The following is a 25,300-nucleotide window of genomic DNA, read 5'->3' on the forward strand; positions in this document are numbered from 1 at the left end:
CTTATGATAAAATTACAACATCGATGTCAGCAGCCGCCAGTTTGGTCAGTAATTGATTGAACACAGCCGTGCTCAGGATCACATTCCAGATACTCAGGTGCGGTTTCCCGATACAGATAGTAGTGACCTTCTTTTGCTCGGCCACTTCAATGATCCCTTTGGCGATATTGGCATGTTCCAGTTTGATCACTTCTCCGCCCAGTTCTGTAGCCAGTTTGAAATTATTGATCAGATGCCTTTGGGCAGCCAGCCCGATCCGGTCTCCCGACTCCTTCGGCGTTTGCACGTACAGCACGTACCAGCGGGAATTGTAGTAGGCGGCTAACCTGGCGGTTTTCCGGATCACCATTTTCGCAATGGTATGGTTGCTGCTGATACAGGCCAGGAAGCGCTCTGCGCGGCCATTTCCCAGGCCCGGCAATTCCCTTTCGATCTTTCCCTCCACCTGCGATGCCACTTCCTTGAGCGCCAGTTCACGCAACTGGAGGATCTTTTCAGATTGAAAAAAATTGGTGAGTGCAGTTTGGATCTTGTCCCTGGTATAGATCTTTCCTTCCCTGAGGCGTGTGATCAGTTCATCCGCTGTAAGATCGATATTCACTACTTCATCGGCCATCTGTAAAACGCTGTCGGGAACACGTTCTGCCACATCCACTCCCGTGATCTCCTTTACTGCTTCATTGAGGCTTTCTATATGTTGAATGTTCACTGCACTCACCACGTTGATCCCTGCATTGAGGATCTCCAGTACATCCTGCCAGCGCTTTTCATTCTTGCTTCCTTCTATATTGGTATGCGCCAGCTCATCTACGATCACCACTTCAGGACGGAGGTTCAGAATTGCCTGAACATCCATCTCCTCCAGTTCTTTGCCTCTGTAAAAGATATGACTGCGTGGTATCACCGGCAAACCCTCCAGCAGATCATGGGTCTCTTTCCGGTTATGTGTTTCGATGTATCCGATCTTCACATCCACTCCATTACGGAGCAGTGTATGCGCTTCCTGCAGCATCCGGTATGTTTTGCCCACACCGGCGCTCATACCGATATAGATCTTGAACTTGCCGCGTCTGCTCTGCCTGATCAGATCTAAGAAATGTTGTGGATCATCTGGTGCTTCAGGCATGTTCTCAGGAGATTGTACTGTTATCAAATCTACTTATTTAAAAGCTCAATGCAATGGCGGTTGCAACGACAGGACTGGATTTGGTGGTTGACAGATCTCTTTTTACAAAATATTCTTCCTTCCCATGGAAGCTGCGTAGTTCCAGTCGCCAAACTGCATTGGCAAATAACTGCCGGTCATAGTTCACGCTCCAACCAAAGGTTTTGAATCCTTCAGGTGTGCCGGTAGCGATGATCACACCATTTTCATCCTGAAAATATTCACCACGAAGGGCAATGCTGTTAGTTTTATCCGGACTGTATTTCAGGATCACTACACCAGTGTACCAGTTATTGAGTTTATTTTTTCCTTTTTCTTTTTGTTCCATTCCATAATCGAATCCGGCAGTGATCCCGAATTTATCAGATACATTGAATATACCGTATACATTGTGATAGTAGCGCATCAGCCTAACACTGTCTGGTTTATCGTTACCCGCAAACGTACTGTAGTTGAGGGTTACAGAAGATGAAGGTTTGAAAGTGATCTGTGTGCCAAATGCTGGCGTTGAATTGCCATCCACCCTTTGGATGCGTTGCCATCCGTTGAGGTACATGGCAGCGAAGTACCATTTTTCATTTTTGCTGGTGTATCCGAGTTTGGCTCCTGCTTCATAGTAGGGAGAATTATCTGCTACAATGCTGCGGGTTACAGTCCAGTTATCTTTACCAACCGCACTTTCAAATCCGATATGCGAAGGCATGATACCTGCGTCCAGCCAGAGGTTGCTGCTCTTAGACAATTTCACGCCGGCATTGGCTTCATAGATGTTCTTCAATACACCAGGTTCAGCTGCGAGATTGGCATTCATGTAAGTGCCGGCCCCTATCGCAAGGTTGGCCCGAACACGATCACTGTTGTAGGAACCTTTCAGAAAGGCCAGGTTCACATTCACTTCATTGGCGCGATTGTGACTGTACACAAATCCCGGACGGGTGTTGTTCAGAGGTCTGTTGGCATCATAGAGGTAATAGGCTTCAGCATATCCGCTGATCGTAAACCCACCGTTCTTTGTTGAGTCCTGGGCAACAGCCTGCAGTCCAAAGCCACATGCAACGGCTGTTACCATCATTAACTTTTTCATTTGTTCTTGTGTTTTATTTCAATTTGTCTAAGGCGATATTCAATTCCAGCACATTTACGGTAGCAGGACCAAACATTCCCAGCAAGGGTCTTTTGGTATGCTCCTCCACCAGTTTGTTCAGTTTTCCAGTTTCAATGTTGCGAATAGCCGCAATGCGCTTCACCTGGATCATTGCTGCTGCGGGAGAAAGATGTGGATCGAGACCACTACCGGATGCTGTTACCAGCTCGGCGGGAATGGAAGCTTTATCGATACCGGGGTTATGCACCAGGAATGTATCTATCCTGTCTTTTACCTGTTGCAGGTAATCTGGATTGGATGGTCCTTTGTTGGAGCCGGCAGACCCTGCTGCATTGTAATCCACGGCAGAAGGCCGGCCCTGGAAATATTTATCATCGGAGAATTTTTGTCCAATATTCGCATACCCTACTACATTACCATTCACTGCAAGTGTTTTGCCTTTGCCTCCTCCGGGAGCGAGTTTGGAAGCCATCGCGATGAATACCGGGTAGATAACTGCCAGCAGCAGGATCATGATGATGGTCATCTTGAGCGAAGGCAACAAATATTTTTTCATTTTTTTTCTTTTATTCAATTACATAAAAAGCGCCAGTAGCATATCGATCAGCTTGATACCGATGAAGGGAACAATGATGCCACCAAGTCCATAGATAAACAGGTTCCTGCGCAGCAGCGCATTGGCGCCGATCGGTTTGTATTGTACACCACGCAGTGCCAGCGGGATCAGTAATGGAATGATGATAGCATTGAAGATCACGGCAGAAAGGATTGCACTCTGCGGACTTTCCAGGTGCATGATATTGAGCCCCTGCAATGCAGGAATACTGGTAATGAACAATGCCGGTACGATGGCAAAATATTTCGCTACGTCATTGGCGATAGAGAAAGTGGTAAGCGTACCGCGTGTCATCAGTAACTGCTTACCGATCTCAACGATCTCGATGAGCTTGGTAGGATCATTGTCCAGGTCCACCATATTACCTGCTTCCTTCGCGGCCTGCGTGCCACTGTTCATGGCTACACCCACATCGGCCTGGGCAAGTGCAGGCGCATCATTGGTTCCATCGCCCATCATGGCTACAAGTTTTCCGCTGGCCTGTTCCTTTTTGATATAATTCATTTTGTCTTCGGGCTTGGCTTCAGCGATAAAATCGTCAACACCAGCTTTATGGGCAATGTATTTTGCAGTGAGTGGGTTATCTCCGGTTACCATCACGGTCTTTACACCCATCTTACGGAGGCGCTCAAACCTTTCCTGGATGCCGGGTTTGATGATATCCTGCAATTCAATAGTGCCGGTAACTTTTCCATTTACTGTAACTACCAGCGGCGTGCCGCCGTTCATCGCGATCTCCTGTACTTTTCTTTCTGTTTCAGCAGGTACAGAAGATCCGTTCTGAACAGCGATCTTTTTGATGGCATCGAAAGCTCCTTTGCGGATCTTCGTTCCATCTGATTTATCGATACCGCTGGTGCGGGTTTCAGCAGAGAAGCTTACAAACTTCGCATCACCTGTTGAATGAGGAGCTTTCACTCCTTTGGTGTTTGCCAGTTCGATGATGGATTTGCCTTCCGGTGTTTCATCTGCAAGCGAGCTCCATACACAGGATTCAATGAAACTGTTCATCTCTATCCCATCAGCAGGCCAGAAATTGGTGGCCTTTCTGTTACCGATGGTGATGGTTCCGGTTTTGTCGAGCAGCAATGTATCCAGGTCGCCGGCTGTTTCAACAGCCTTGCCGCTTTTAGTGATCACGTTCGCGCGCAGGGCCCTGTCCATTCCCGCAATACCGATGGCTGATAACAAGCCACCAATGGTAGTAGGGATCAGGCAAACGAAAAGAGAGATGAATGCTGCAATGGTAATAGTGGTATTGGCATAATCAGCAAAAGGCTTCAGTGTTACGCATACGATGATGAAGATGATAGTGAAACTCGCCAACAGGATCGTGAGCGCAATCTCATTCGGTGTTTTCTGACGCGAAGCGCCTTCTACCAGTGCGATCATTTTATCGAGAAAACTTTCACCAGGTTCTGTAGTTACGCGTACTACAATTCTATCAGACAATACTTTCGTACCACCAGTCACAGAAGACTTATCACCACCGGCTTCGCGGATCACTGGTGCAGATTCACCGGTAATGGCGCTTTCGTCTACAGTAGCAATGCCTTCGATGATCTCTCCATCCATCGGGATGATATCGCCAGCTTCGCAGACAAAGAGATCACCTTTACGAAGCTGTGAAGAGCGAACGGTTTTGATCTCATTGGTAAAGATCTCTCCCACCACTTCGATCTTCTTCGCCAGTGTGTCTTCCCTGGTTTTGCGAAGACTGTCTGCCTGCGCTTTACCGCGTGCTTCTGCTATCGCTTCCGCGAAATTGGCAAAGAGCAATGTGATGAAAAGAATAGCAGTAACTACAATATTATAAGCCAGGCTGCCCTGGGAAGTTTCACCTGCTGCGATCCAGCAGCAGACTGCGATCATGATAGCTGTTCCCACTTCCACGGTAAACATCACCGGGTTGCGGAACATGATCACCGGGTTCAGTTTGATGAAAGCCTGCTTCAAGGCAGCGCCCACCAGCTCCCGGGGAAACAATTTATTTTGATTTGTATTTTTCATTTTTCACTTATTGAACTGTACGAGTTGATTAACGCATGCTGAAGTATTCTGCCAGCGGTCCCAATGCCAGGGCAGGGAAAAAGCTCAGCGCATTGATGATGATGATCACGGCAAAAGTGACCATACCAAATGTTACGGAATCAGTCCTGAGTGTACCACCCGAAGCAGGTATATACTTCTTATTAGCGAGCAACCCGATAATAGCCACAGGTCCGATGATAGGGATGAACCTGCTCAACAGCAACACAATGCCTGTTGATACGTTCCAGAAGATATTGTTATCACCAAGTCCTTCGAAACCACTGCCGTTATTGGCATTGGAAGAAGTGAACTCATAGAGCATTTCAGAGAATCCGTGGAAGCCGGGATTGTTGAGCCAGTTCTCCGGTTTCACAGCCCAGTCCTGCCCTGCATGTGTTGCAAACAGGTAAGCAGCCAGCGCTGTACCGCCTTTCACAAGAAAGGCCGAGAGCAAAGTGACCATAGCAGCTATCTTCACTTCACGGGCTTCCACTTTGTGACCCATGAACTCGGGTGTTCTTCCCACCATCAATCCTGAAATGAATACCGCGATGATCACATAGATGAGATAGTTGAGTATCCCAACACCGCAACCCCCATAGAAGGCATTGATCATCATTGCCAGCAATTGCATCATTCCTGATAAAGGCATGGCGCTGTCGTGCATGGCATTTACGGAACCGGTAGAGATCACGGTGGTGAGAATACTCCAGTATGCGGAGGCAGCAGGACCGAAGCGGACTTCCTTTCCTTCCATCGCTCCTGTGGCTTGTGCAATACCCATTTTAGCGATCCCGGGGTTTCCGCTCATTTCCCAGTGCATGGTGGGGATCACCAGGCATAGCACGCCTGCCGTCATCACTCCGAACATGACGTAGGCCAGTCTTTTCCTGTTGATATAAAATCCCAGGGCAAAGATCAATGCAACGGGAATGATCACCTGCGCAATCACTTCCACCATATTGGTGAGGTAGTTTGGATTCTCCAGCGGATGTGTTGAGTTGGCGCCAAAAAAACCACCACCATTGGTGCCGAGATGCTTGATGGCAATAAAGGCAGCAGCAGGACCACGGCTCACCTGCATGGAATCACCCTGTAACGTAACGATGGAATCCTTTCCGTCATAGCTGGCCGGCGTTCCGTTGAAAGCCAGCACCAACGCCATGATCACGCAGAGCGGTAACAATAAACGGGTAATGGATTTTGTGAAGATGCTCCAGAAGTTCCCAAGATTATTAGTCGTGCGTTCTTTCAGTCCGTTACATACACCAATCAAAGCAGCGATACCTGTAGCCGCACTCACAAACTGGAGAAACATCAGCACAAATGTTTGTGTGAAGTAAGTAGCGCCGGATTCTCCTGAATAGTGCTGCAGGTTACAGTTCACAAGGAAACTGATGGCCGTATTGAAAGCGAGGTCAGGTGTTTGATTGGGGTTACCGTCAGGGTTCATTGGTAAGTTTCCCTGGAAGAGGAGCAGGAAGAAAGCATACACGAGCCAGAGCAGGTTGATGGTGAGCATGGCTTTCAGGAATTCTTTCCAGTTCATTTTCTTTTGGGGGTCGATGCCACTGAACCGGAAGATGGTCCTTTCCAAAGGTCCCATGAAGTCAGTGAAAGTCTTTTCCCCTTTGAATACGCGGGCGATATATTTTCCGAGCGGAACTGCCAGCAATATGGTGAGAAGAAAGGTGACGATCACGCCGAATAATTCTGTGTTCATTGTCCGATGCGTTTAGGATTAAAATTTTTCGGGTTTGAGTAAAACGTAAACGAGGTAGATGAAAACTACCACCGATACAATCAGCAAGGCTGTCATCATAGTGAGTCCATTTTTATACTTTTTCAAAGAAGTCGATGCATTTGAAGAACAGCCAGAAGCATAGCAGGCCGGCCGCGATCAATGAGATAGTGAGCATACGAATTGATTTTAGAATAATGAGCGGACCAGCACGCCAATCACCAGGATCAACACATAGATCACCGGGATCAGAATATGAAGCCGGATGCGGAGGAACTGTCTTTTCATTTTGTTTTTAATTATGCCTGATAATGGCAAAGGGGGTGCCGGGGAGGTGTGCCAAAAACCAATCAGGGTTGAAAGGTAGTAGGGACGGTCATTTCATCGATCCTAAAAATCCGTTCTCGAAATTCTGTATCATCCCAACCCTTCCATTTTGAAAAGTAGTATTTTCATTTTGGCATGGCTGTTCTGTACAGCTCAAAGTCGTACACAATTTGTATCAATACCGGACAGAAGGAACAAAGAAACCAGATGCACATAATTGATTTACATACAATTGGGTTATGGCATCTTTTTGGGGAAGAATGAAAGAACTTAAACTTGCCTGAATGTTTAGTAATTATTTCAAGACGGCCTGGCGCAACCTGTTAAAGAACAGATTCTATACCATCCTCAATATTGGAGGACTTGCTGTAGGATTATCAGTTGGCATTCTGATCTTGTTATGGGTGCAGGATGAGTTTAGTTTCGACCGCTTTCACAAACAGTCAAAGAATATCTACCGTGTTGAGAATATGGCCGGCACGGGTAGCAGTCGCGAGTTATGGACAAACACTGCTGCACCGATCGGTGTGATGGCGAATGCAGAAGTTCCCGGCGTGGAAGCATTTGCACGACTCACCTACAACGGCAATAACCGGTTGTTCAAATTTGGAGAGAAAACCTTTCAGGAGCAGAATAAGTTCTATGCGGACGCATCTCTCTTCAAATTGTTCGATTTTCCCATCATTAAAGGCGATGCAGCAAATCCTTTTCCTGATCTCCATTCCATCGTGATCACGGAAAGTACAGCCAGGAAATATTTCGACCAGGCAGACCCCATTGGGAAAGTGATCAGCGCCGAAAATGGAGAACTGTTCACGGTCAGCGGAATGATCCGCGACTTCCCAAAGAACTCCAGCATTCAGGGAGATATGTTTTTTCCCATGGCCCTGATGGCGCAAAAAATGTATAGCGGCCATTCCAATGGAAGGAGTATCGATAATGATTTCAGTTACTTCAATTACCATACATACCTGTTGCTGAAACCAGGAATGTCTTTAAGCAATTTATCAACAACACTTCGCAATCTGCATCTCCGCGTTAAGCCGGAAGATACCGATGTTGAATACCTGTTCCTGCCATTGGAGAAAATGCATTTACACAATGCAGACGGAACCGATGGCGGAATCGGCACTGTAAGGATCTTCATCATCATTGCAATGTTCATCTTGCTCATCGCCTGTGTAAATTATGTGAACCTGTCTACCGCCCGCGCCATGTTACGCGCAAAAGAAGTAAGCCTTCGAAAGATCATCGGTGCAGCCCGCTGGCAATTGTTCATGCAATTCATTGCAGAAACTACTTTGTTGTTCATTGCTGCCACTATTATTTCGCTGATGCTGGTAGGAGCACTCATCCCGGTGTTTAATATGATCTCGGGAAAAGAATTGTCGGTCAACTTTAGTTCCTGGCAAGTATGGGCGCTGATCCTCATCACTATTTGCGGCACATTGCTGCTTTCCGGGATCTATCCCGCCATGCTCTTATCTTCCTTCGAACCTTTGAAAGCGCTGAGAGGCAAGATAGCGGCGCGCATCAGTGATGTGATGTTCCGCCGTGCGCTGGTAGTGGTGCAATTCACTTTCTCCGTTATCCTGATCACCGGCACTATCATCGTTGGAAAACAATTGTCGTTCCTGCGTTCAAAGCAGGTCAGTTACAACAGGGAGCATGTACTGGCTATGAGTATGAATAATATGGCCGGCCATTTTGAAGCCGTGAAAGCATCACTGCTGAAAGACCCTGCTGTTACGGATGTTACCTGGTCTGCTACAGAGATCATCAATAATGAGCAACAAACAGGAGATAACGACTGGGATGGAAAACAAAACGGAGAGACCATGATGCTCAGCCCCATGGCCGTGAACCAGGATTTCATTCCTTTCTTTGATATGAAACTTGCAGCAGGCAAGAACTTCACAGGCGCTATTGCTGATTCCACACATTTCATCCTGAATGAAACAGCCGTGAAAGCGGCACGCATCAAAGACCCGATCGGCAAGCGATTCAGGCTCTGGAAAACAGAAGGCACCATCATCGGCGTTGTAAAGGATTTCCATTTTCAATCCCTCCGCCAGGCCATCAAACCTGCAATCTTCCATTTCAGTCCGGATAATGATTATTCCATTCTTTACATCAAAACCACCGGAAGGGATGCTCCGAAAGCTGTTACAGCAGCTGCTGCCGAATGGAAAAAATACAATGCGGAATTCCCTTTCAGTTATGCATTCCTCGATGATGCCTATCAGAGACTGTATATGACTGAAACACGCACAGGTACGCTGTACAATGTTTTCTCGGGCATCGCCATTTTCATTTCCTGCCTGGGTTTGCTGGGACTGGTAACCTACACAGCACAAATACGGACCAGGGAAATAGGCGTAAGAAAAGTATTGGGCGCAAACTTGCCCACCATTATCCGCATACTCACCAGCGATCTCCTGAAACTGGTGGCCATTGCAATAGTGATTGCAGTGCCGCTCTCCTGGTATGCCATGCATTCATGGCTGCAGGGATTTGCCTACCGGATCGAGATCGGCTGGACTGTTTATGCAATTGCAGGAACCCTGGCCTTTCTGATCGCTATTCTTACAGTCAGTGTACAATCAGTCAGGGCCGCGCTTGCGAATCCCGTCAAAAGTTTAAGAATGGAATAGATCAGGAAAGATGATACTCTTCGATCTTCCTGTAGAGTGTAGTAAGTCCGATATTGAGTAGTTTGGCTGCTTCCGTTTTATTACCCCTTGTATGATTGAGCACACGCTGGATATGCAGCTTCTCAACACTGGCGAGGGAGAAGGCAGATAATGTATTGTTATCTGCACCGGATGGAGCGGATTGCTGAAATTCAAGCGGAAGATTTTCTTTGGTCAGTTCGTTGCCATCAGATAGGATCACGGCCCTTTCCATGATATTCTTGAGCTCCCGGATATTTCCCTTCCAGGAATGTTGCTGGAGTTGAGATAAAAAGTCCTTGTTCATGCCCGTTAGACGGCTATTGGTTTTGGCCGCAAATAGCGAGAGATAATGCGCTGCAAGTGCCGGTATGTCGTCTTTCCTTTCATTGAGCGATGGGAGGTTAATAGTGAATACATTCAGCCGGTAGAAAAGATCTTCCCTGAACCTGCCATTGTCTACTTCCTGTTGCAGCCCCCGATTGGTGGCGGCAATCACCCGCACATTCACTTTGGTAGGTTTGGTATCTCCCACTTTGATGAATTCGTTGTTTTCGAGTACACGTAACAGTTTGCTCTGGAGATCGATATGCATTTCGCCGATCTCATCCAGGAAGAGCGTACCGTTATGTGCTTCTTCGATCAATCCTTTCTTGTCTTTCATCGCGCCGGTAAAAGCGCCGGCCTTATGACCGAAAAGTTCGCTCTCCAGCAGGTCTTTGGTGAAGGCGCTGCAGTTCAGTGGCAGGAAAGCCTGGCCTGCACGTTTGCTGCCATTGTGAATGGCCTGGGCAAACACTTCTTTGCCGGTACCTGTTTCTCCCAACAACAATACAGTAGTATCGGTGGGCGCTACCCGCTGTGCAAGGGCAATAGCTTCCCTGATACGTGTAGAAGAACCGATGATATTATCGAAGCTGTATCTTTTTCCCACCTGCTGCTCCAGCTGAGCCACTCTTTTTCTGAGCTGCACCTGCTCCATGGCGCGATTGAGCAGCGGAATGATCTTTTCATTATCATCACCTTTGGTGATATAATCAAAAGCGCCATTCTTCATGGCCTGTACGCCATCAGGGATATTGCCATAGGCAGTGAGCAGTATGATCTCTACAGAGGGATATTTCGATCTGATATTGGCAGCATTCGCTACACCACTGCCATCAGGAAGCTTCACATCGCTCAACACCACATCGATGGATTCCCGCTCCAGCATTTTGCCGGCCGATTTGAGATCGGCAGCTTCAAAAACGGTGAAGCCTTCAAGACTGATGATGCGTTTGAGCAGACTGCGAAGTTTCTCTTCGTCGTCTATGAGAAGGATATTTCCTGACATGAGAACAAAACTACAGGATTGTGATCATCTCCCAATCACCAGTTTTTCTACCCGCAGGATGATATCGGCTTCAAACCGGCAGACGTAAACACCGGAACTCAGTGTGCGCGTAAGGTATAACGGAACCGTATGGGTGCCTTTCTGATAGGTTACATTGGGAATGGCCATTCCAACAAATTTACCATCTGATGTATACAGCGATAAACGTACGCTGGTAGGCGCTTTCAGGGTAAATCGGATACTGGTCATATCCGAAGTAGGATTTGGATAGAAGCTCAAAGCCAGATCACGGCCAGGCTCCTCTTCCTCTCCTGGCCCTGTTGGTGGAGGTTTCTCAGGAAGCGGAACAGTGGAGGTTTCTCCTGTAAGAAAGATGGGAGTACCTGTAAGCGCAATGCTCTGGGAAGTAATGGTGGTGGTCACATTGCTTTCTGCAAAATTCCATTCCTTTTTATACACTCTGCCTGTAAGGTTAAGCGCAGCAGGAAATGAATAGGTTGCAGTGGGATTTTCCACCAGGTCCCTGGTTGTTTTGGCCCAGAGCACATAAGTGAACAATCCTTTATCATCTTTGAAAGCAGCGCCATCCACTGTGGCCGGAAGCTGCAGCGCAGCGGTGCGTGTGGCATCGTACACAGAGCCCCTCAAAAGATCTGAAGTAGTTTTGAAAGCGATGCCTTCTTTATTGTATTGCTGCCTGTAGGCCCCGCCATTGGCTAACGGACCTGCACCTTCGAGCTTCTGATAAAGGCCCATGGTCTGAAAACCGTCGGTGGCTTCTGAAAGCGTGCGTGAATCGCCGAGTACGAAAGTATAATACTGCCGGATCTCGTTCTTCTGACTGGCCACCAGGGTTTTTATGATGTAGTTCTTCTGCGCGTCCTCAGAACCGATCATATCGCCAAATGATTTCTTTGGGATATTGTTCTCTGTGCAGATGAACAGTTTTTTCGGATATTGTGATCCGTTATATCCGTAAGTGGCCATCACATTGTAGAAATCCTGTTTCAGTTTTACATATTCAGCAACGGCAGCATCGGAGTGACGCTTATACACCCAGCCTCCGCCGTTGGCATCACTCCAGGTGGCCAGGTTGAACATGGGGTAGCTGTGAAAACTGAGCACATCAAAATAGGCGCCGCCCTTAAGGGGATACTCTCCGGTTACGGTGCCGTTGTTTGGATTGTCTGTGTTACGGAGGATCGCATCCAGAAAGCTGATATAACCAAGGCCGCCGGTAGTAACGTATGCAGTAGGATCAACGGTTTTCACCACTTCGTAAGCAATGCGCAGGAGACGAACATAATGGTAGATAGGCGCTTTCATGTTGGGAAGATCGCAGGGAGGCGGGTTATTGTCCCACCAGTTGCCGGCTTCGCCCTTCTTCTTCCAGCCATTCCCTGCATTATCATAATCAGGCTCATTGATGATCTCCCAGAATTTCACCCAGCCTTTATAACGGGAAACAGTTTTATAAATATAGAGCGCGAAGTAATTGTTCTCATTCACTGGCGTGCCATTGGCACCTCCGTCCCAGATAGGCTCGTACATATTCTTCCAAAGCACTGATTCGTCGCCACAACCATTGTATTTGGCATTGTCTTTATGAGCGGGAGATGCAGTATTGAGAAAGACGGTATTGTCCTTCACCCCCAGGGTGGCGTAATGCGTGAATTCGGCGAGGCGGATATCATAGCCCCATGATTCGAGGAATTCTTCGGGAAGTGCGGGCCTGAAGGTTTTGGAACCTACTCCCTTTACACTCTTTGCGGGATTGCCTGCAGCGATATCGGCGAGAGCCTTATCATCCCAGGAATTTCCGTACCACCCACCGTTGGTGCCATACATGAACTTCCCGTTATAAGCAGGAACAGTATTGTTAGCTGTATAATTAACTTGCGCTGAAAGCTGATGGCATGCCAACAGGCATACCGCCAGGAATACGTGTAAACGGTGTTTCATAAGACATCAACTTCACGGTTAGTGTACAGGATTACCGCGGGTTTTAGAAGCAATTACTTTGCCAAAAGCAGACCAGATAAGTCAAAAAATAAAGTTGATCATCGGAAAACCTGATTCAGCGCAGCTTTCAGGAAGGTCCATTTAGGCAACACGCTGATAATGCGGAGCTCATCTGATAAAGTACTTTGATTGCCCAGGAACTGTAAAACACTGGAGAGTTTGTTCTTACTGAACAAACGGGTGAAGATGATTTCGCCGGGGCTGTATTGTTTGGCCAGCACTTCCAGCAATACAGCATCGTAAAAATGGAAGCGGGTATGCTGATAGCTCTTTGGGCGGGGTTGTTGGTCCTTTGCCAGTTGATGGCACAGCAGATCAGCCTGTTGCTGGATGAATTGGAAAGTGTAGCCGCTGCTGGGCTTGGTTTGTCCACCAGCTGTACCGATATTGATCAGCCTTCCTTTGGATTCGGGCCAGCGGTAATTGGTCATGGGGATCTTCCCTTCTTCCTTATTCAATACAGTGTATGTACTCTTGATATTGGCCTGTAAATATTGTTTCAGCGCAGTTTCATATTGTTCAGCAGTCAGCAGCTCAGTAGTGAACAGGGTGTATTCCACCAATGCCCGCCGCTGGCTCAAAGGCATCACATAAACAAATGCAGTTCCGTGTTCCTGCGAAACCCTGAAGTCCATCAGCGTGGCTGCTGCAGGATCAAATACCGGCTCTTCGGTTTCGATGAACCAGCCTTTGAAATGCTGCAACAGCATATGCTCATTTTTTTTCAAAACAGGAGGCCGGAAAATGATGCTGTTGAAAATGTATGAGGCTGAAAATATTTGCCCATTGATCTGTGCCGTAGCTTCTTCTCCCTCTCCATCGATGGCCGACACTTCCTCCCGGAGCCATTCCACATTCGGATACCGGGCAATCTCTTTCATACAATGATGATAAAAATCTTCGCCCCGGATCATTTTATAATGATAAGGAAAGATATTACTGCATTTCGAATACTCATTACCGTAATACCACAGTTGATCATATTGGTGATGAACGATGGATTCAAAAAAACCTGTCCCCTTTTCCCAGAAACACCAGGTCTTGTTGTACATGCCGGAATTGTCTTTGTCCACCAGCAGGATCCGCTTATTGCTGGTGGAGGGATGCTTCAACAGTCGCATCAGCAGGCTCATTGCAGCGCAGCCGGCCCCGGTGAAAATATAATCGTAGCGGCGCTTATTACCGGGCTCGTTTCTTATCATTCCGGACCTTATTCCAGTATTTACGGTGAACGTATAACATACCGAAGCTTTCGCCTTCCTGTTTGTGGAGATGCTTGTGATGCATCTTATGCGCCCAGCGGATAGCGCGCACGTATGTATTGCTTGAGCGTGAAAACCATTTGAAGCGCTGGTGAATGATCACGTCATGCACCAGGAAATAAGCAGCGCCATAGGCCATGATGCCAAAACCGATAGCCTGAAGCCAGTAGATCTTATCGAGTGTGCCGAAGAGAATGCATAAAAAACTGGGAATGGCGAAGATCACGAAGAAAGCATCATTCTTCTCAAAGAAACCTGGTGTGGGTTGATGATGGTCTTCATGCAGGTACCAGAGGAATCCATGCATAACAAACTTGTGTGTGCACCAGGTTATACCCTCCATGAGGATGAAGGTGCCAATAAGAATTGCCAAATAAAGAAACCAGTGCATACCATCAGATTGTAGGCTGAACCAATCCCTGCTGTACCGCCCATTCCTTTACTTTCGGAAATGCGATATGGAACCAGGATGTATATTTCTGAGGATGTGTTTGCAGTGATTGCTGAATATCTTCCAGGCTTTTGTAGCAGACATCTTTCACTTCTTCCGGATTGGGTGTGATCCTTTGTTCATACTGACCTGCAAACACATGATCAAATTCATGTTCTATCAGTCCGTTGTCAAAAGCAGTTTGATAGGTGAAATGGAAGATCTTTTCAAGGCCGGTACTGAAGCCGAGCTCTTCTTGTAATCTTCTGTGTGCAGCATCTGCCGTAGCTTCGCCGGGAGCAGGATGACTGCAGCAAGCGTTGGTCCAGAGACCTGCACTATGATATTTGTTCAGAGCGCGTTGCTGCAGCAGCATTTCTCCTTTGCTGTTGAAGATGAAAACACTGAATGCGCGGTGCAATGCCGCTTTCCTGTGTGCTTCAATTTTCTCCATCGTTCCGATGGGCTCGTCCCTTTCGTTCACCAGTATTACTTCCTGCGTTCCGTTCATACCGCAATTTACTGCAAAACCTGCGAAAAGCGGGCGCCAACTAAGATCATGGCTTTGTGATAGTTAGGGATCCTGATCCGTTTTTCCATGATAGCGGCAGGAGTACTGCGCCTGATCTTCCTGAAAAGCGACCAGTAGTAACGGTAAGCCACATACACTCCAAACCTTGCTTTCAACGGAAGCAGCATAACGCCTTTGTATGCCTGCTCGAAATCCATTTCTATATCTTTCTCGATTTCTTGTTTACTGGATTCATTCCAGTTCAGGGTGCTGATACCGGGGAAGTATATTCGCTGCAACTGCTGCTGGTCTGCCCTCATATCCCGCAGGAAGTTCACTTTCTGAAAAGCAGCACCCAGCGATTGTGCATAGGGCTTCAATTGAAGGAAAAGTTTTGTATCACCCTCACAAAAAACAGTAAGGCACATCAGGCCCACCACTTCAGCGCTTCCATAAATGTATTCCGTATAACTCTGCTGTTCATGCCGGCTACGGGTCAGGTCCATGGCCATACTCTGAAAGAAAGCCCTGATCAACGAATGATCGATCTGGTGCCGGTTAACGGCTTGCTGAAAGCTTTGAAGGATGGGATTGAGGCTGATGCCCTGCTGAATTGATTTCCAGGTGTCTTCTTCAAACTCCTGCAGCAATGCAGCTTTATCATAATGATGGAAACTGTCTACTATTTCATCTGCAAACCTGACGAAGCCGTAAATGCTGTACACCGGAACGCGAAGGTCCTTGTGCAGCAACCGGATGGCAGCAGCAAAGGAAGTGCTGTAGGTTTCTGCAGTAGCTTTACTGCATCGATGGCTTACATGGTGAAATAGGTGCATCATGTTCCCGTTGAATAACTTCTTTATTCAATTACGCAAAAGATCACAACACTGCCAAAACTATCTGGTAACATGAGGGTGTTTGTGGAGATATTTCATGGTTGCCTCAGAAATATTTCAACACCTGTTTAGCCGCCACTTCTCCGCTGATCAGACTGGGAGGCACACCAGGACCGGGCACGGTTAGTTGTCCGGCATAGAAAAGATTGTGCAGTTTCTTACTTCTGCAGGAAGGCTTCAATATAGCGGTTTGTTTCAGCGTATTGGCAAGACCGTAAGCATTCCCCTTGAACGCATTGTATTCCTGCATGAAATCGGAAACAGCAAATGATTTCCGGAAAACAATGGCATCCGAGATGGACTGCCCTATGCGCTGCTCGAAACGCTGAACGATCTGATTGAAGTATTTCTCACGAAGTGCTTCATCATCTCCGGTAAGTCCGGCGGCTACCGGCACCAGGAAGAATAGATTTTCCCCTCCTTCAGGCGCTACGGAATCATCCGTTACTGAAGGAATGCTCACATAGAAAAGAGGATCATCGGGCCATTCCCTGCTGCTGTAGATCTGATGGGCATGACGGTTGAAATCCGTATCGAAAAAAAGATTGTGATGACTTACATTGTTCAATTTCCTGCTGAGCCCTACATACCAAAGCAAACAACCCGGCGCCAGCACTCTGGAATCCCAGTATTGGTTGCTGTAACTGCGGTCACCAGGAGGCAATAACTGTGTTTCGATAAAATGATAGTCTGCCGCTCCGATCACTACATCCGGCCTATAACTTCCTTGTTCTGTGATCACCTCGTGGATGCGTTTATCCATTGTACTGAGAGCAGTTACAGCTTCATTGAACCTGAATTCCACGCCCAGCTCCAAAGCCAGGTTATACATTCCCGTTACTACGCTGTACATGCCGCCCTGCGGATACCAGGTGCCCAGTTGAATATCCGCGTAATTCATCAGGCTGTACAATGCAGGCGTATTCTCCGGCAATGCACCGAGGAAGAGAACAGGAAATTCCATCAACTGCCGGAGACCCGGATGATGAAAGAATTTACCGATATGCGATTTCATGGACGAGAGCAGGTCAAGCCGGAATAATCCCAGCATCACATCGAGGTCAACATATTCCCAGAGCGACCTTCCTGGTTTGAATACCAGTTTGCGCATTCCTGTATGGTATTTGTATTCTGCTTCGCGAAGGAATTTATCGAGGTGTTTGGCAGCGCCCGGCTGCAGGCTTTCCAGTAATGCCCGGAATGCAGCGGGATCTGCAGGAATATCGGAATGATGTTCGGACCAGTAAACGCGATAGGATGGATCGAGTCTTTGCAAATGATAATAATCACTCACCTGCCTGCCGAAGAGTGCGAAATATCTTTCGAAGATATCTGGCATCCAATACCAGCTGGGGCCCATGTCGAATGAGAAACCTGCAGATTGCAACTGGCGCGCACGGCCACCGGGGCTGCATTGTTTTTCGAGCACAGTTACTTTCCAGCCTTCATGTGCAAGACAGCTTGCGGCTGCAAGACCAGCAAATCCACTGCCGATCACTACAGCTTGTTTTCGCGCTTTTGAATATGATGCAGTTGTTGTCAAGGGATAAAAAGAAAAAGGCGTGATAAAGCTAACCAATTTGGTCAACTGTATCGCGCCTGCGAAAATATTTGACTGCGTTCAATACGCTTACACGTAGAAATTAAAAGCGATGGATCTGTGTTTTTAACAACTTACGGGCAAAGTGTATCCTGCTTTTGATTGTTCCCAGTGGTTCATCCAGCATTTCTGCGATCTCATGGTATTTGAATCCATCGAAATACAAGAGAAAAGGATTTCTGAAGATCTCGGGCAGATTATGGATCGCTGCCTGAATATCTTTCAATCGCAATGTGCCTTCAGCGCCATTGATGGTTACCGCCTGGCTTTGATCGATCAGAAAATCGTTGGGAGTACTGTCGAAAATTACATTCTGCTTTACCTTCCTGCGATAATTGTTGATGAAAATATTTCGCATGATGGTGTACAGCCAGGCCTTAATGTTCGTCCCTACGTTATACTTATCCTTATTGGCCAAAGCTCTGTATAAAGTCTCCTGGAACAAGTCTTTAGCCGCTTCTGAGTCCCTGGTGAGAGTAATTGCAAAAGGCTTGAGAAAGTCTGCATTCTTCACCAGCATTTGGTTAAATTCTATCGTCGACATGGCTCAAGGTGTTTAAATAATTACGACACAAATTTAAACATAGATTGTCAGACTTAACGTTAACTGTTCGGAGGAATATGTTAAAATGTCCATTACACACATTATCAATCAATTACAGGCTCGTAATAAATTCCATAACTTCCTGTAAACTTCTCTTGAAAGACAGGTTCGGATAGCTCTTCCGGGGGTAACAGACAGCCAGCTGACCAGAGATCACCAGCTTTGCTTCGGGGACAGTAGCCTGGAAATTGTTCAGGAATTTATCGATGCTGAAATTAGCGGGCACGCTTGTGAGATGCGTGAGCAGAAAATCCGGCTTTTTGGCATTCACCAGGAACTCCATATCACGTACAGGCACATCCGAACCCAGGTAAAGCACCTGCACTCCCTTGCTCTTCAGCAGGTAGTAGATATACAAAAGTCCAAGCTCATGATATTCGCCTTCAGGAAGGAAGAGCACCACGATCTTATCAGAGCTCATACTGCTGTGTACATTCTCGATCCCAACGATCAGTTTCTGACGGATGATATTGGCCACAAGATGTTCCTGTGCGGGTTGAATGAAGTTGGTCATCCAGAGTATGCCGATCTTATCGAGGAACGGAAACACAAGCTGGGTAATGGTTCTCTCGATCCCTCTTGCACGAATGAACTGGTTGAGTACTTCTTCAAAACGCTGGATATCCAGGTCCACCATGTACTGAACAAGGTCGTTGATCAATCTTTCCTGTTGTGCTTCAGCGTGCGACAATTCGATGATCTTCTGCCGCATTTCGTCTGAGCTCATCTTGTCTATATGCGAGATCTTATAGCCGTACTTGTTGAGCAAAGCGATGTTCAAAACAGCTTTCAGCTCTTCGGTGCTATAATAGCGTATGTTCGTCTCCGTTCGTTTGGGTTTCAGAAAAGAGTAGCGTTGCTCCCAGATCCGGATCGTATGCGCTTTGATGCCCGAAAGATTTTCAAGGTCTTTGATGGTGAATACGTTCACGGGTGATTGGTTTGTTACTGATTACTACAGGTAAGATATGTTAATTGTTTAAGATTCGATATGAGTAATCTCAACTAAAAAATTAACAATAGTCAGCCGCCCTTACCTAAAAAACAGATTTACAGCTTTTTATGTTCTGATTTATACAGAGTTTATGGTGGGCTTTTACGGGGGTTAGAACCTGATGGAAGGATTGAGCAATTTGCCGGAATCGAGCAATTGTTTGGTAATATCTGTGAGGTGGGGGGAAGAGCGTAAGGCTTGCAGGTGCCTGTCGTGATGCAGGTCGGTACCCAGCAGGTCTATATAATTCTTTTTGAGGAGATAATTGGCCAGTTCATGCGACTGTTTTCCGTAATAGTTGGAGAATGAAAGAAGGTTCACCTGAAACAGACAGCCTGCGTCTTTAAGTTCATCGTAGATTTTTTTCGATGAAAGCAGGTAAGTATAGCGTTCAGGATGTGCAATTACAGGTTGATAGCCTTTGATCTGAAGTGCGAACAATTTTTCCTTGAGATCCATCGGCGGGGTGATAAAACTGAATTCCACCAATACCCAGTTATCACGAATGGTGAGTAATGGTACATCTTTTTTCAGGAGGTCATCGATATGATCATCCAGGTAGTATTCAGCTGCTGCGCGGAAAGGCGCGGGAATACTACCGTTAAAGGATAAACGCAATTCTTCCCGGGCTGCATCGATACTTTCATTCGTATTCTTATACATATCCCAAAAGATATGCGGGGTTGTTACAAAGCGTTGATAGCCCAGATCCTGTAAGCCGGCTATAAGGATTGCGGAAACGGATGTATCGGGAGAACCGTCATCAATTCCCGGAAGCAGGTGCGAGTGCATGTCTGTTGACAGTTCACTAAGGTCAACTGTTCCTTTTTGCTTCTTTTTGAATATGGAGAACATGTGGTATAAGAAGATGTATAAAACTACACAACAGAAGTTGTTTGTTGTATGAATTCACTGTAAACTTTTTCTATTCCTTCCCGCAGGCCGATGCGGGCTTTCCAGCCCAGGTTGTTGACCTTCTGTACGTCCATCAGTTTTCGTGGAGTGCCGTCGGGTTTGGAGAGATCGTGTTCGATTTTTCCAGTGTAGCCTACAATATCTTTGATCAGGAGCGCAAGTTCATTGATGGAAAGATCTTCGCCGGTTCCGATATTCACAAAACCTTCATCATTATAGGTCTCCATCAGGAAATAACATGCGTCTGCAAGGTCATCTGCATGAAGGAATTCGCGTTTGGGTTCTCCGGTCCCCCACATAAGAACTGAAGGAGCATTGTTAGCTTTCGCTTCATGGAACTTCCTGATCAATGCAGGAAGTACATGTGAGTTTTTGAGGTCGTAATTATCATTCCGACCATATAGGTTTGTAGGCATTACGGAAATGAAATTGCAACCATACTGAGCCCTGTAGGCATCGCACATTTTGATGCCTGCAATCTTAGCGATGGCATATGGTTCATTGGTCGGCTCAAGTAGCCCTGTCAACAGGTATTCTTCCTTGAGCGGCTGCGGAGCCAGTTTCGGATAGATGCAGGACGAACCGAGGAACATGAGCTTCTTCACTCCATTGACATAGGCTGAGTGGATCACATTGTTCTGGATCATCATATTTTCGTAGATGAACTCAGCTCGATAAGTATTGTTGGCTACAATTCCACCCACTTTTGCAGCAGCCAGAAAAACATATTCCGGTTTTTCTGAAGCGAAAAATTCTTTCACTGCCTGTTGGTTGCGAAGATCCAGTTCCTGCGATGTTTTTTGCAGGAGGTTGTCAAAGCCTTGTTCCTGCAGTTTTCTTGTGATGGCAGAGCCAACCATACCCCGATGCCCTGCCACATAAATTTTAGCCGATTTCTCCATACAACTTAATTACAGCTTGCTGATCAAATAGTTTATTCGAACTGGTTTCGTACGTAATAACCTGCTTCCTGTAACATACGCTCTTTGCGGAAGAGATCAACATCGTTTTCCATCATTTCCTTTACAAGTGCCGGCAGATCATATTGTGGTTTCCAGTTCAGCATCGTTTGAGCTTTGGTAGGGTCCCCAATAAGCAGGTCAACTTCCGTGGGGCGGTAATATCTTGGATCCACAGAAACAACTTCCCTGCCTGCTGGTAACTGATATTCGGGATTATTACAAGCTGTAACAACAGCCACTTCTTTTTCATCTTTGCCTTTGAATTCCAGTTCGATTCCCACTTCATCAAAAGCCATTCTTACAAAGTCACGCACGGAGGTGGTTACTCCTGTTGCTATTACATAGTCTTCCGGAACTGGTTGCTGCAGAATGCGCCACATGGCTTCCACATAATCTTTGGCATGGCCCCAGTCGCGCTGTGCATCGAGGTTGCCGAGATAGAGTTTGTCCTGCAATCCAAGTGCAATTCTTGCCGCCCCCTGGTGATCTTCCTGGTCACGAATGTTTCTCCACGCAGTGGAGATTCATGGTTGAAAAGGATACCGTTTACAGCGTACATTCCGTAGGCCTCGCGATAGTTGACAGTGATCCAGTATGCATAAAGTTTGGCTACAGCATAAGGAGAGCGTGGATAGAATGGAGTTTTTTCTGACTGAGGCACTTCTTGTACAAGTCCGTATAATTCTGACGTAGATGCCTGGTATACCTTTGTTTTCTTAGTCAGGCCCAGTAGTCGAACAGCTTCCAATATCCGTAAAGTTCCGATACCGTCAGCATTGGCTGTATACTCCGGCGTTTCGAAGCTCACATGAACATGGCTCATTGCCGCCAGGTTATAGATCTCATCAGGTTGTGTTTCCTGAATGATACGGATCAGATTGGTGCTATCGGTCAGATCGCCATAATGCAGTTTCATCTGAACATTCTTATCATGTGGGTCCTGATATAAATGGTCGATACGTTCGGTATTGAAGAGAGAACTTCTTCTCTTGATACCATGAACGACATAACCTTTCTTTAAGAGCAGGTCGGCCAGGTAGGCTCCATCCTGCCCTGTGATGCCTGTGATCAGTGCGATTTTGGACATGTGATGTATAATTATTTAGACTGTTTACTGGATATTATTGTTGATGAAAATAAGGTTTTCGCCTTTCATGGAAAACGAAAAATCGTACTGACTGATTGCCTGAAAAAAAACCTTTGAACATCCTTCCTTCATCCGGTCGTGGAGTTCAATTATTAAGCATTTTGTGTTGGCAAGCCATGAGTGATCGGCATTTTCGAATAGATCCTTCTCACTGCCTTCAATATCTATCTTAAGAATATCAATAGTAGTAAACCCGAATTGATTTTGTAATGATCTGATGGAAACTGCCGACAAGGCCGTTTGGTCATCAGACTCCTGAGTCGGCTCTACCATATAGCTGCGTAATCCCTGTCCCTGGTTTATTACATGGAGCGTCTCCGTAACGGGCCAAAGGGCACTCTTTAATGGGACCACGTTCGGATATGGTTTGCAATTGTTCACAAGGCACTGGTAGTTATCATCGCTTGGTTCTATTGCAAAAATCCTGGCATCTGAATATTTGCTGGAAAAGAACACTGCAGACAATCCTATGTTAGCACCTGCATCTATGATTACTGAAGGTGGTCCCCAGGAAGCTGGCAAGCGTATATCGTAGTCTCTAAGAATGAACATTTCTTTGAATGTATACTTATCAAACTTATTGGGCCGAAGGGATATGGGATATTTGATCCCTCTTACTTGTACATTCCTGGTTCTATTGTAACGCAGTTTCAGATAATTGGTTACACCATTGGTGAAGCCAAAATTTTGAATAAATTCAGTCAGTTTCAGCATTTGTTACGGCTGTTATTTTAGAGTTAATATTGGATCATTTTCATCTGACAAAAAGCTGTTGGATCTTCCTTATCGGCTTCAAATAAAGGGTAAAGAAATATGGCTCCAGGTTGTTTAGTTTCCAGGCCAGCGCATCTTCTCGATTTGCTCTCAGCCTGTTTTTGAATGAAGCGTTGCTCATACCACCGGCTCTCATTTTCACCAGCACTTCAGGAATATACTCCGTGGAACATCCATACCTGAACAGAATGCGGAGCATCAATTCATAGTCAGCGGCTGATCGCAATGCCAGATTAAATAGGCCAGCTTGCTCATAAACCTCACGTCTTACAAAGAAAGTGGGATGAGGTGGCATCCAGCCATAATAAAAACTATTCTTTCGGTATTGACCTGCTTTCCATGTTCTTACTACTTTCTCTGTTTGCACAGGATGCACATATTGAAGATCGGCATAAACAGTTTGAACAGCAGGGTTAGAGAACGCTTCAGCTACTGTGGATAATACATGGGCGTGCGTGTAAAAATCATCTGAGTTCAATATTCCTACTACATCACCCTGAGCCATTTGAACCCCTTTATTCATAGCATCATAAATACCTTTATCCGTCTCTGAGATTAATTTGGCTACATGAGGAAATTCCCGGACGATCTCAAGGGTTTTGTCTTTTGACACTCCATCCACTATGATATGCTCTATATCAGGATGATCTTGCATTGCAATGCAGGAAAGTGTATCTCTGATTGTAGCAGCACTGTTATAAGTAGCTGTAATAATGGATATCTTCATAAATCATTCTATGATCGCACGTTGCTTCACCGCTACAGCGGGATTTCCCTGATAAATAGTAAAGGCATCCAGGTTCCTGGTAGCCACAGACCTGGCAGTCAGCACCGCATGAGTAGCACAATTCACACCTGGACAAACCAATGCCTGTGCACCAATCCAAACGCCGTCTTCTAAAATTATACCATCCACCATCAGCTCAAAATTTGTTTTTGCAAAATTGTGATTCCCGGTCAGCAACATAGCTCCTTGCGATAAACAAACATTTTTACCGATTGACACTATTCCCAGATTATCGATCCAAACCTTTTCGCCGATCCACGAATTGTCACCAATTGTCAGCTTCCACGGATACTTGATATTAATGGCGGGTTTGAAAATTACACCCTTTCCGATTTTTGCACCAAACATCTTCAACAAGATTCGCTTGAGCCAGGACGAAGGATTTAGAGGGTTAATAAAGAAAAGTACATTCAAAAAATACCAGCATACCTGTTTTAGTTTTGATGCACCTATCTCTTTCTTGTACCAGTCATTATTGTAGGTAGAAAGATCTGTAAACCTATTCATTGAATAATTTGCTATAAGTGGAAAAATAATCCTGTTTAGCGAGGTACTCAACAGAATGATTTTTGGCCCCATTTGCCCAGACGTTGAATTCCTCCTGTTCCATATTCAGCAACTGTTCAATCACATTCGAATATGCCTGCTTATTTGCCACTGGCAGGTCCCATCCGGCTTTAGCAACTGTCAGGTCCCTCCATGGGGTCTGATCGCTGATCAAGACCGGACGTCCGGCCGTAAGAGATTCAAAAATTGCATGACCAAAATTCTCTCCCAATGTTGGAAGCATGAATACATGACTTTTCTTTAAAGTAACCAACACGTCCCTACTGGCCAGGGGACCGTGAAAATTGATCAAAATGTTGTCAGGTAATGCTGATGCCAATTTTTTACATTGACTGGTATATGCTTCATCGTCGAACACTCCATAAATGTCGAAGGTAAGTTTTTGTGCAGGCTTTAGCTCCCTGAAAAGCTCTAATAGGAAATGCAGGTTTTTTTTGGGATGAATACGTGAAACAAAAATCGCTTTCAGTTCATCTTTTTGCTTTACCGGAAAGGAGAGGCTGGAATTATCAACATTCGGAATATTGGGCGCCATTTTCACATTAGCTGTGGGAAAGAAGGACTTGATATCTTTCAACTCCTGTTCATCTGTTGCGTGGAACTGCAATTTTCGGGGCCAACCTGTGAGTCGAAAGATTTGAAGAAACAGTTTCTTTTTCAATCCTTTCTGTTGAAGAGCCCCACTGTGTAACATCCCGCGGGGCGCCAATACTACCCGACCTTCAAACCTTATCCTTTTCAGCGCCAGTAATGGTAACAGTGTAAAACTCTTGCTGAACATGCTGTTTAAATATACAATATCAGGATCTACAGATCCTATGAGATGCCGAAGGTTATTC

The 25,300-nt window shown here is 46.1% G+C and carries 22 protein-coding genes and 1 pseudogene; 1 reads left to right on the forward strand and 22 read right to left on the reverse strand.

The window, feature by feature from the left end; translation table 11 throughout:
• Window position 1: 1 nt before the first annotated feature.
• Genes FSB84_RS04630 through kdpF form a run of 6 tightly spaced genes read right to left on the reverse strand, consistent with a single transcriptional unit; the run spans window position 2 to window position 6,739 of the window.
• Window positions 2-1,153 carry a sensor protein KdpD gene (locus FSB84_RS04630; protein ID WP_317132479.1) on the reverse strand — a complete coding sequence of 384 codons (1,152 nt, stop codon included), beginning with the start codon at window positions 1,151-1,153 and terminating at the stop codon, window positions 2-4.
• 10 nt (window positions 1,154-1,163) lie between these two features.
• Entirely contained in the window at window positions 1,164-2,249 is a 1,086-nt protein-coding gene (locus FSB84_RS04635; protein ID WP_130542676.1) for a porin, read from the reverse strand.
• Window positions 2,250-2,262: 13 nt separating this feature from the next.
• A complete protein-coding gene (locus tag FSB84_RS04640; RefSeq protein ID WP_130542675.1) occupies window positions 2,263-2,826 on the reverse strand; it encodes a K(+)-transporting ATPase subunit C in 564 nt (187 codons plus the stop codon).
• An 18-nt stretch (window positions 2,827-2,844) separates the two neighbouring features.
• The gene (kdpB, locus tag FSB84_RS04645; protein ID WP_130542674.1) at window positions 2,845-4,896 is read right to left on the reverse strand and encodes a potassium-transporting ATPase subunit KdpB; all 2,052 of its coding nucleotides are present in this window, start codon (window positions 4,894-4,896) and stop codon (window positions 2,845-2,847) included.
• Between the two features lie 28 nt (window positions 4,897-4,924).
• Window positions 4,925-6,640: a potassium-transporting ATPase subunit KdpA gene (gene kdpA / locus FSB84_RS04650; protein ID WP_130542673.1), complete on the reverse strand. Its 1,716-nt coding sequence runs from the start codon at window positions 6,638-6,640 to the stop codon at window positions 4,925-4,927.
• Window positions 6,641-6,658: 18 nt separating this feature from the next.
• Entirely contained in the window at window positions 6,659-6,739 is an 81-nt protein-coding gene (gene kdpF / locus FSB84_RS31625) for a K(+)-transporting ATPase subunit F (protein ID WP_127128851.1), read from the reverse strand.
• A gap of 530 nt (window positions 6,740-7,269) precedes the next feature.
• On the opposite strand from kdpF, the gene FSB84_RS04660 reads away from it, so the two are divergent.
• Window positions 7,270-9,639: an ABC transporter permease gene (locus FSB84_RS04660; protein ID WP_130542672.1), complete on the forward strand. Its 2,370-nt coding sequence runs from the start codon at window positions 7,270-7,272 to the stop codon at window positions 9,637-9,639.
• A gap of 1 nt (window position 9,640) precedes the next feature.
• Here the strand turns inward: FSB84_RS04660 and FSB84_RS04665 are convergent, their stop codons facing one another.
• From FSB84_RS04665 to FSB84_RS30630, 16 genes and pseudogenes are all read right to left on the reverse strand, one after another.
• Window positions 9,641-10,990, reverse strand: coding sequence for a sigma-54-dependent transcriptional regulator (locus FSB84_RS04665; protein ID WP_130542671.1), 1,350 nt, complete (start codon window positions 10,988-10,990; stop codon window positions 9,641-9,643).
• A 24-nt stretch (window positions 10,991-11,014) separates the two neighbouring features.
• A complete protein-coding gene (locus tag FSB84_RS04670; protein WP_130542670.1) occupies window positions 11,015-12,952 on the reverse strand; it encodes a T9SS type A sorting domain-containing protein in 1,938 nt (645 codons plus the stop codon).
• 98 nt (window positions 12,953-13,050) lie between these two features.
• Window positions 13,051-14,214, reverse strand: a complete 1,164-nt coding sequence (locus FSB84_RS04675) for a lycopene cyclase family protein (protein ID WP_130542669.1) — start codon at window positions 14,212-14,214, stop codon at window positions 13,051-13,053.
• Window positions 14,192-14,665, reverse strand: coding sequence for a sterol desaturase family protein (locus FSB84_RS04680; protein ID WP_130542668.1), 474 nt, complete (start codon window positions 14,663-14,665; stop codon window positions 14,192-14,194). Before FSB84_RS04680 ends, FSB84_RS04675 begins: the two co-directional genes overlap by 23 nt.
• 4 nt (window positions 14,666-14,669) lie before the next feature.
• Complete coding sequence (gene idi / locus FSB84_RS04685; RefSeq protein ID WP_130542667.1) at window positions 14,670-15,215, reverse strand: isopentenyl-diphosphate Delta-isomerase; 546 nt, start codon at window positions 15,213-15,215, stop codon at window positions 14,670-14,672.
• 8 nt (window positions 15,216-15,223) lie between these two features.
• A complete protein-coding gene (locus FSB84_RS04690) occupies window positions 15,224-16,054 on the reverse strand; it encodes a phytoene/squalene synthase family protein (protein ID WP_130542666.1) in 831 nt (276 codons plus the stop codon).
• Between the two features lie 103 nt (window positions 16,055-16,157).
• Window positions 16,158-17,654 (reverse strand): phytoene desaturase family protein, encoded by a 1,497-nt coding sequence (locus FSB84_RS04695; RefSeq protein ID WP_130542665.1) that lies wholly within the window; start codon window positions 17,652-17,654, stop codon window positions 16,158-16,160.
• Between the two features lie 100 nt (window positions 17,655-17,754).
• Window positions 17,755-18,255, reverse strand: a complete 501-nt coding sequence (locus tag FSB84_RS04700) for an RNA polymerase sigma factor (protein WP_130542664.1) — start codon at window positions 18,253-18,255, stop codon at window positions 17,755-17,757.
• Window positions 18,256-18,367: 112 nt separating this feature from the next.
• On the reverse strand, window positions 18,368-19,246 hold the full coding sequence (locus FSB84_RS04705) for a MerR family transcriptional regulator (RefSeq protein ID WP_130542663.1): 879 nt from the start codon (window positions 19,244-19,246) through the stop codon (window positions 18,368-18,370).
• A 174-nt stretch (window positions 19,247-19,420) separates the two neighbouring features.
• A complete protein-coding gene (locus tag FSB84_RS04710) occupies window positions 19,421-20,164 on the reverse strand; it encodes a tyrosine-protein phosphatase (protein ID WP_130542662.1) in 744 nt (247 codons plus the stop codon).
• Window positions 20,165-20,187: 23 nt separating this feature from the next.
• Window positions 20,188-21,126 carry a GDP-L-fucose synthase gene (fcl, locus tag FSB84_RS04715; protein ID WP_130542661.1) on the reverse strand — a complete coding sequence of 313 codons (939 nt, stop codon included), beginning with the start codon at window positions 21,124-21,126 and terminating at the stop codon, window positions 20,188-20,190.
• Between the two features lie 32 nt (window positions 21,127-21,158).
• Window positions 21,159-22,273 (reverse strand): annotated as a pseudogene (gmd, locus tag FSB84_RS04720) (GDP-mannose 4,6-dehydratase).
• 24 nt (window positions 22,274-22,297) lie between these two features.
• Window positions 22,298-23,047, reverse strand: a complete 750-nt coding sequence (locus FSB84_RS04725; RefSeq protein ID WP_130542659.1) for an FkbM family methyltransferase — start codon at window positions 23,045-23,047, stop codon at window positions 22,298-22,300.
• 40 nt (window positions 23,048-23,087) lie between these two features.
• Window positions 23,088-23,834 carry a glycosyltransferase family 2 protein gene (locus FSB84_RS04730; RefSeq protein WP_130542658.1) on the reverse strand — a complete coding sequence of 249 codons (747 nt, stop codon included), beginning with the start codon at window positions 23,832-23,834 and terminating at the stop codon, window positions 23,088-23,090.
• A gap of 3 nt (window positions 23,835-23,837) precedes the next feature.
• A complete protein-coding gene (locus FSB84_RS04735; protein ID WP_130542657.1) occupies window positions 23,838-24,401 on the reverse strand; it encodes a WcaF family extracellular polysaccharide biosynthesis acetyltransferase in 564 nt (187 codons plus the stop codon).
• Window positions 24,394-25,122 (reverse strand): glycosyltransferase, encoded by a 729-nt coding sequence (locus FSB84_RS30630; RefSeq protein WP_158643777.1) that lies wholly within the window; start codon window positions 25,120-25,122, stop codon window positions 24,394-24,396. Before FSB84_RS30630 ends, FSB84_RS04735 begins: the two co-directional genes overlap by 8 nt.
• Between the last annotated feature and the right edge of the window lie 178 nt (window positions 25,123-25,300).

The sequence above is a fragment of the Pseudobacter ginsenosidimutans genome (genome assembly GCF_007970185.1).
GTDB lineage: Bacteria > Bacteroidota > Bacteroidia > Chitinophagales > Chitinophagaceae > Pseudobacter > Pseudobacter ginsenosidimutans.

Coding starts and splice junctions, on each gene's coding strand:
- FSB84_RS04700 (WP_130542664.1), bottom strand. CDS start 18,255: ATGTCGACGATAGAATTTAACCAAATGCTGGTGAAGAATGCAGACTTT.
- kdpB (WP_130542674.1), bottom strand. CDS start 4,896: ATGAAAAATACAAATCAAAATAAATTGTTTCCCCGGGAGCTGGTGGGC.
- FSB84_RS04670 (WP_130542670.1), bottom strand. CDS start 12,952: ATGAAACACCGTTTACACGTATTCCTGGCGGTATGCCTGTTGGCATGC.
- kdpF (WP_127128851.1), bottom strand. CDS start 6,739: ATGATGACAGCCTTGCTGATTGTATCGGTGGTAGTTTTCATCTACCTC.
- FSB84_RS04660 (WP_130542672.1), top strand. CDS start 7,270: ATGTTTAGTAATTATTTCAAGACGGCCTGGCGCAACCTGTTAAAGAAC.
- kdpA (WP_130542673.1), bottom strand. CDS start 6,640: ATGAACACAGAATTATTCGGCGTGATCGTCACCTTTCTTCTCACCATA.
- FSB84_RS04680 (WP_130542668.1), bottom strand. CDS start 14,665: ATGCACTGGTTTCTTTATTTGGCAATTCTTATTGGCACCTTCATCCTC.
- FSB84_RS04690 (WP_130542666.1), bottom strand. CDS start 16,054: ATGATGCACCTATTTCACCATGTAAGCCATCGATGCAGTAAAGCTACT.
- FSB84_RS04665 (WP_130542671.1), bottom strand. CDS start 10,990: ATGTCAGGAAATATCCTTCTCATAGACGACGAAGAGAAACTTCGCAGT.
- FSB84_RS04730 (WP_130542658.1), bottom strand. CDS start 23,834: ATGAAGATATCCATTATTACAGCTACTTATAACAGTGCTGCTACAATC.
- FSB84_RS04675 (WP_130542669.1), bottom strand. CDS start 14,214: ATGATAAGAAACGAGCCCGGTAATAAGCGCCGCTACGATTATATTTTC.
- idi (WP_130542667.1), bottom strand. CDS start 15,215: ATGAACGGAACGCAGGAAGTAATACTGGTGAACGAAAGGGACGAGCCC.
- FSB84_RS04635 (WP_130542676.1), bottom strand. CDS start 2,249: ATGAAAAAGTTAATGATGGTAACAGCCGTTGCATGTGGCTTTGGACTG.
- FSB84_RS04710 (WP_130542662.1), bottom strand. CDS start 20,164: ATGTTCTCCATATTCAAAAAGAAGCAAAAAGGAACAGTTGACCTTAGT.
- FSB84_RS04735 (WP_130542657.1), bottom strand. CDS start 24,401: ATGAATAGGTTTACAGATCTTTCTACCTACAATAATGACTGGTACAAG.
- fcl (WP_130542661.1), bottom strand. CDS start 21,126: ATGGAGAAATCGGCTAAAATTTATGTGGCAGGGCATCGGGGTATGGTT.
- FSB84_RS04640 (WP_130542675.1), bottom strand. CDS start 2,826: ATGAAAAAATATTTGTTGCCTTCGCTCAAGATGACCATCATCATGATC.
- FSB84_RS04725 (WP_130542659.1), bottom strand. CDS start 23,047: ATGCTGAAACTGACTGAATTTATTCAAAATTTTGGCTTCACCAATGGT.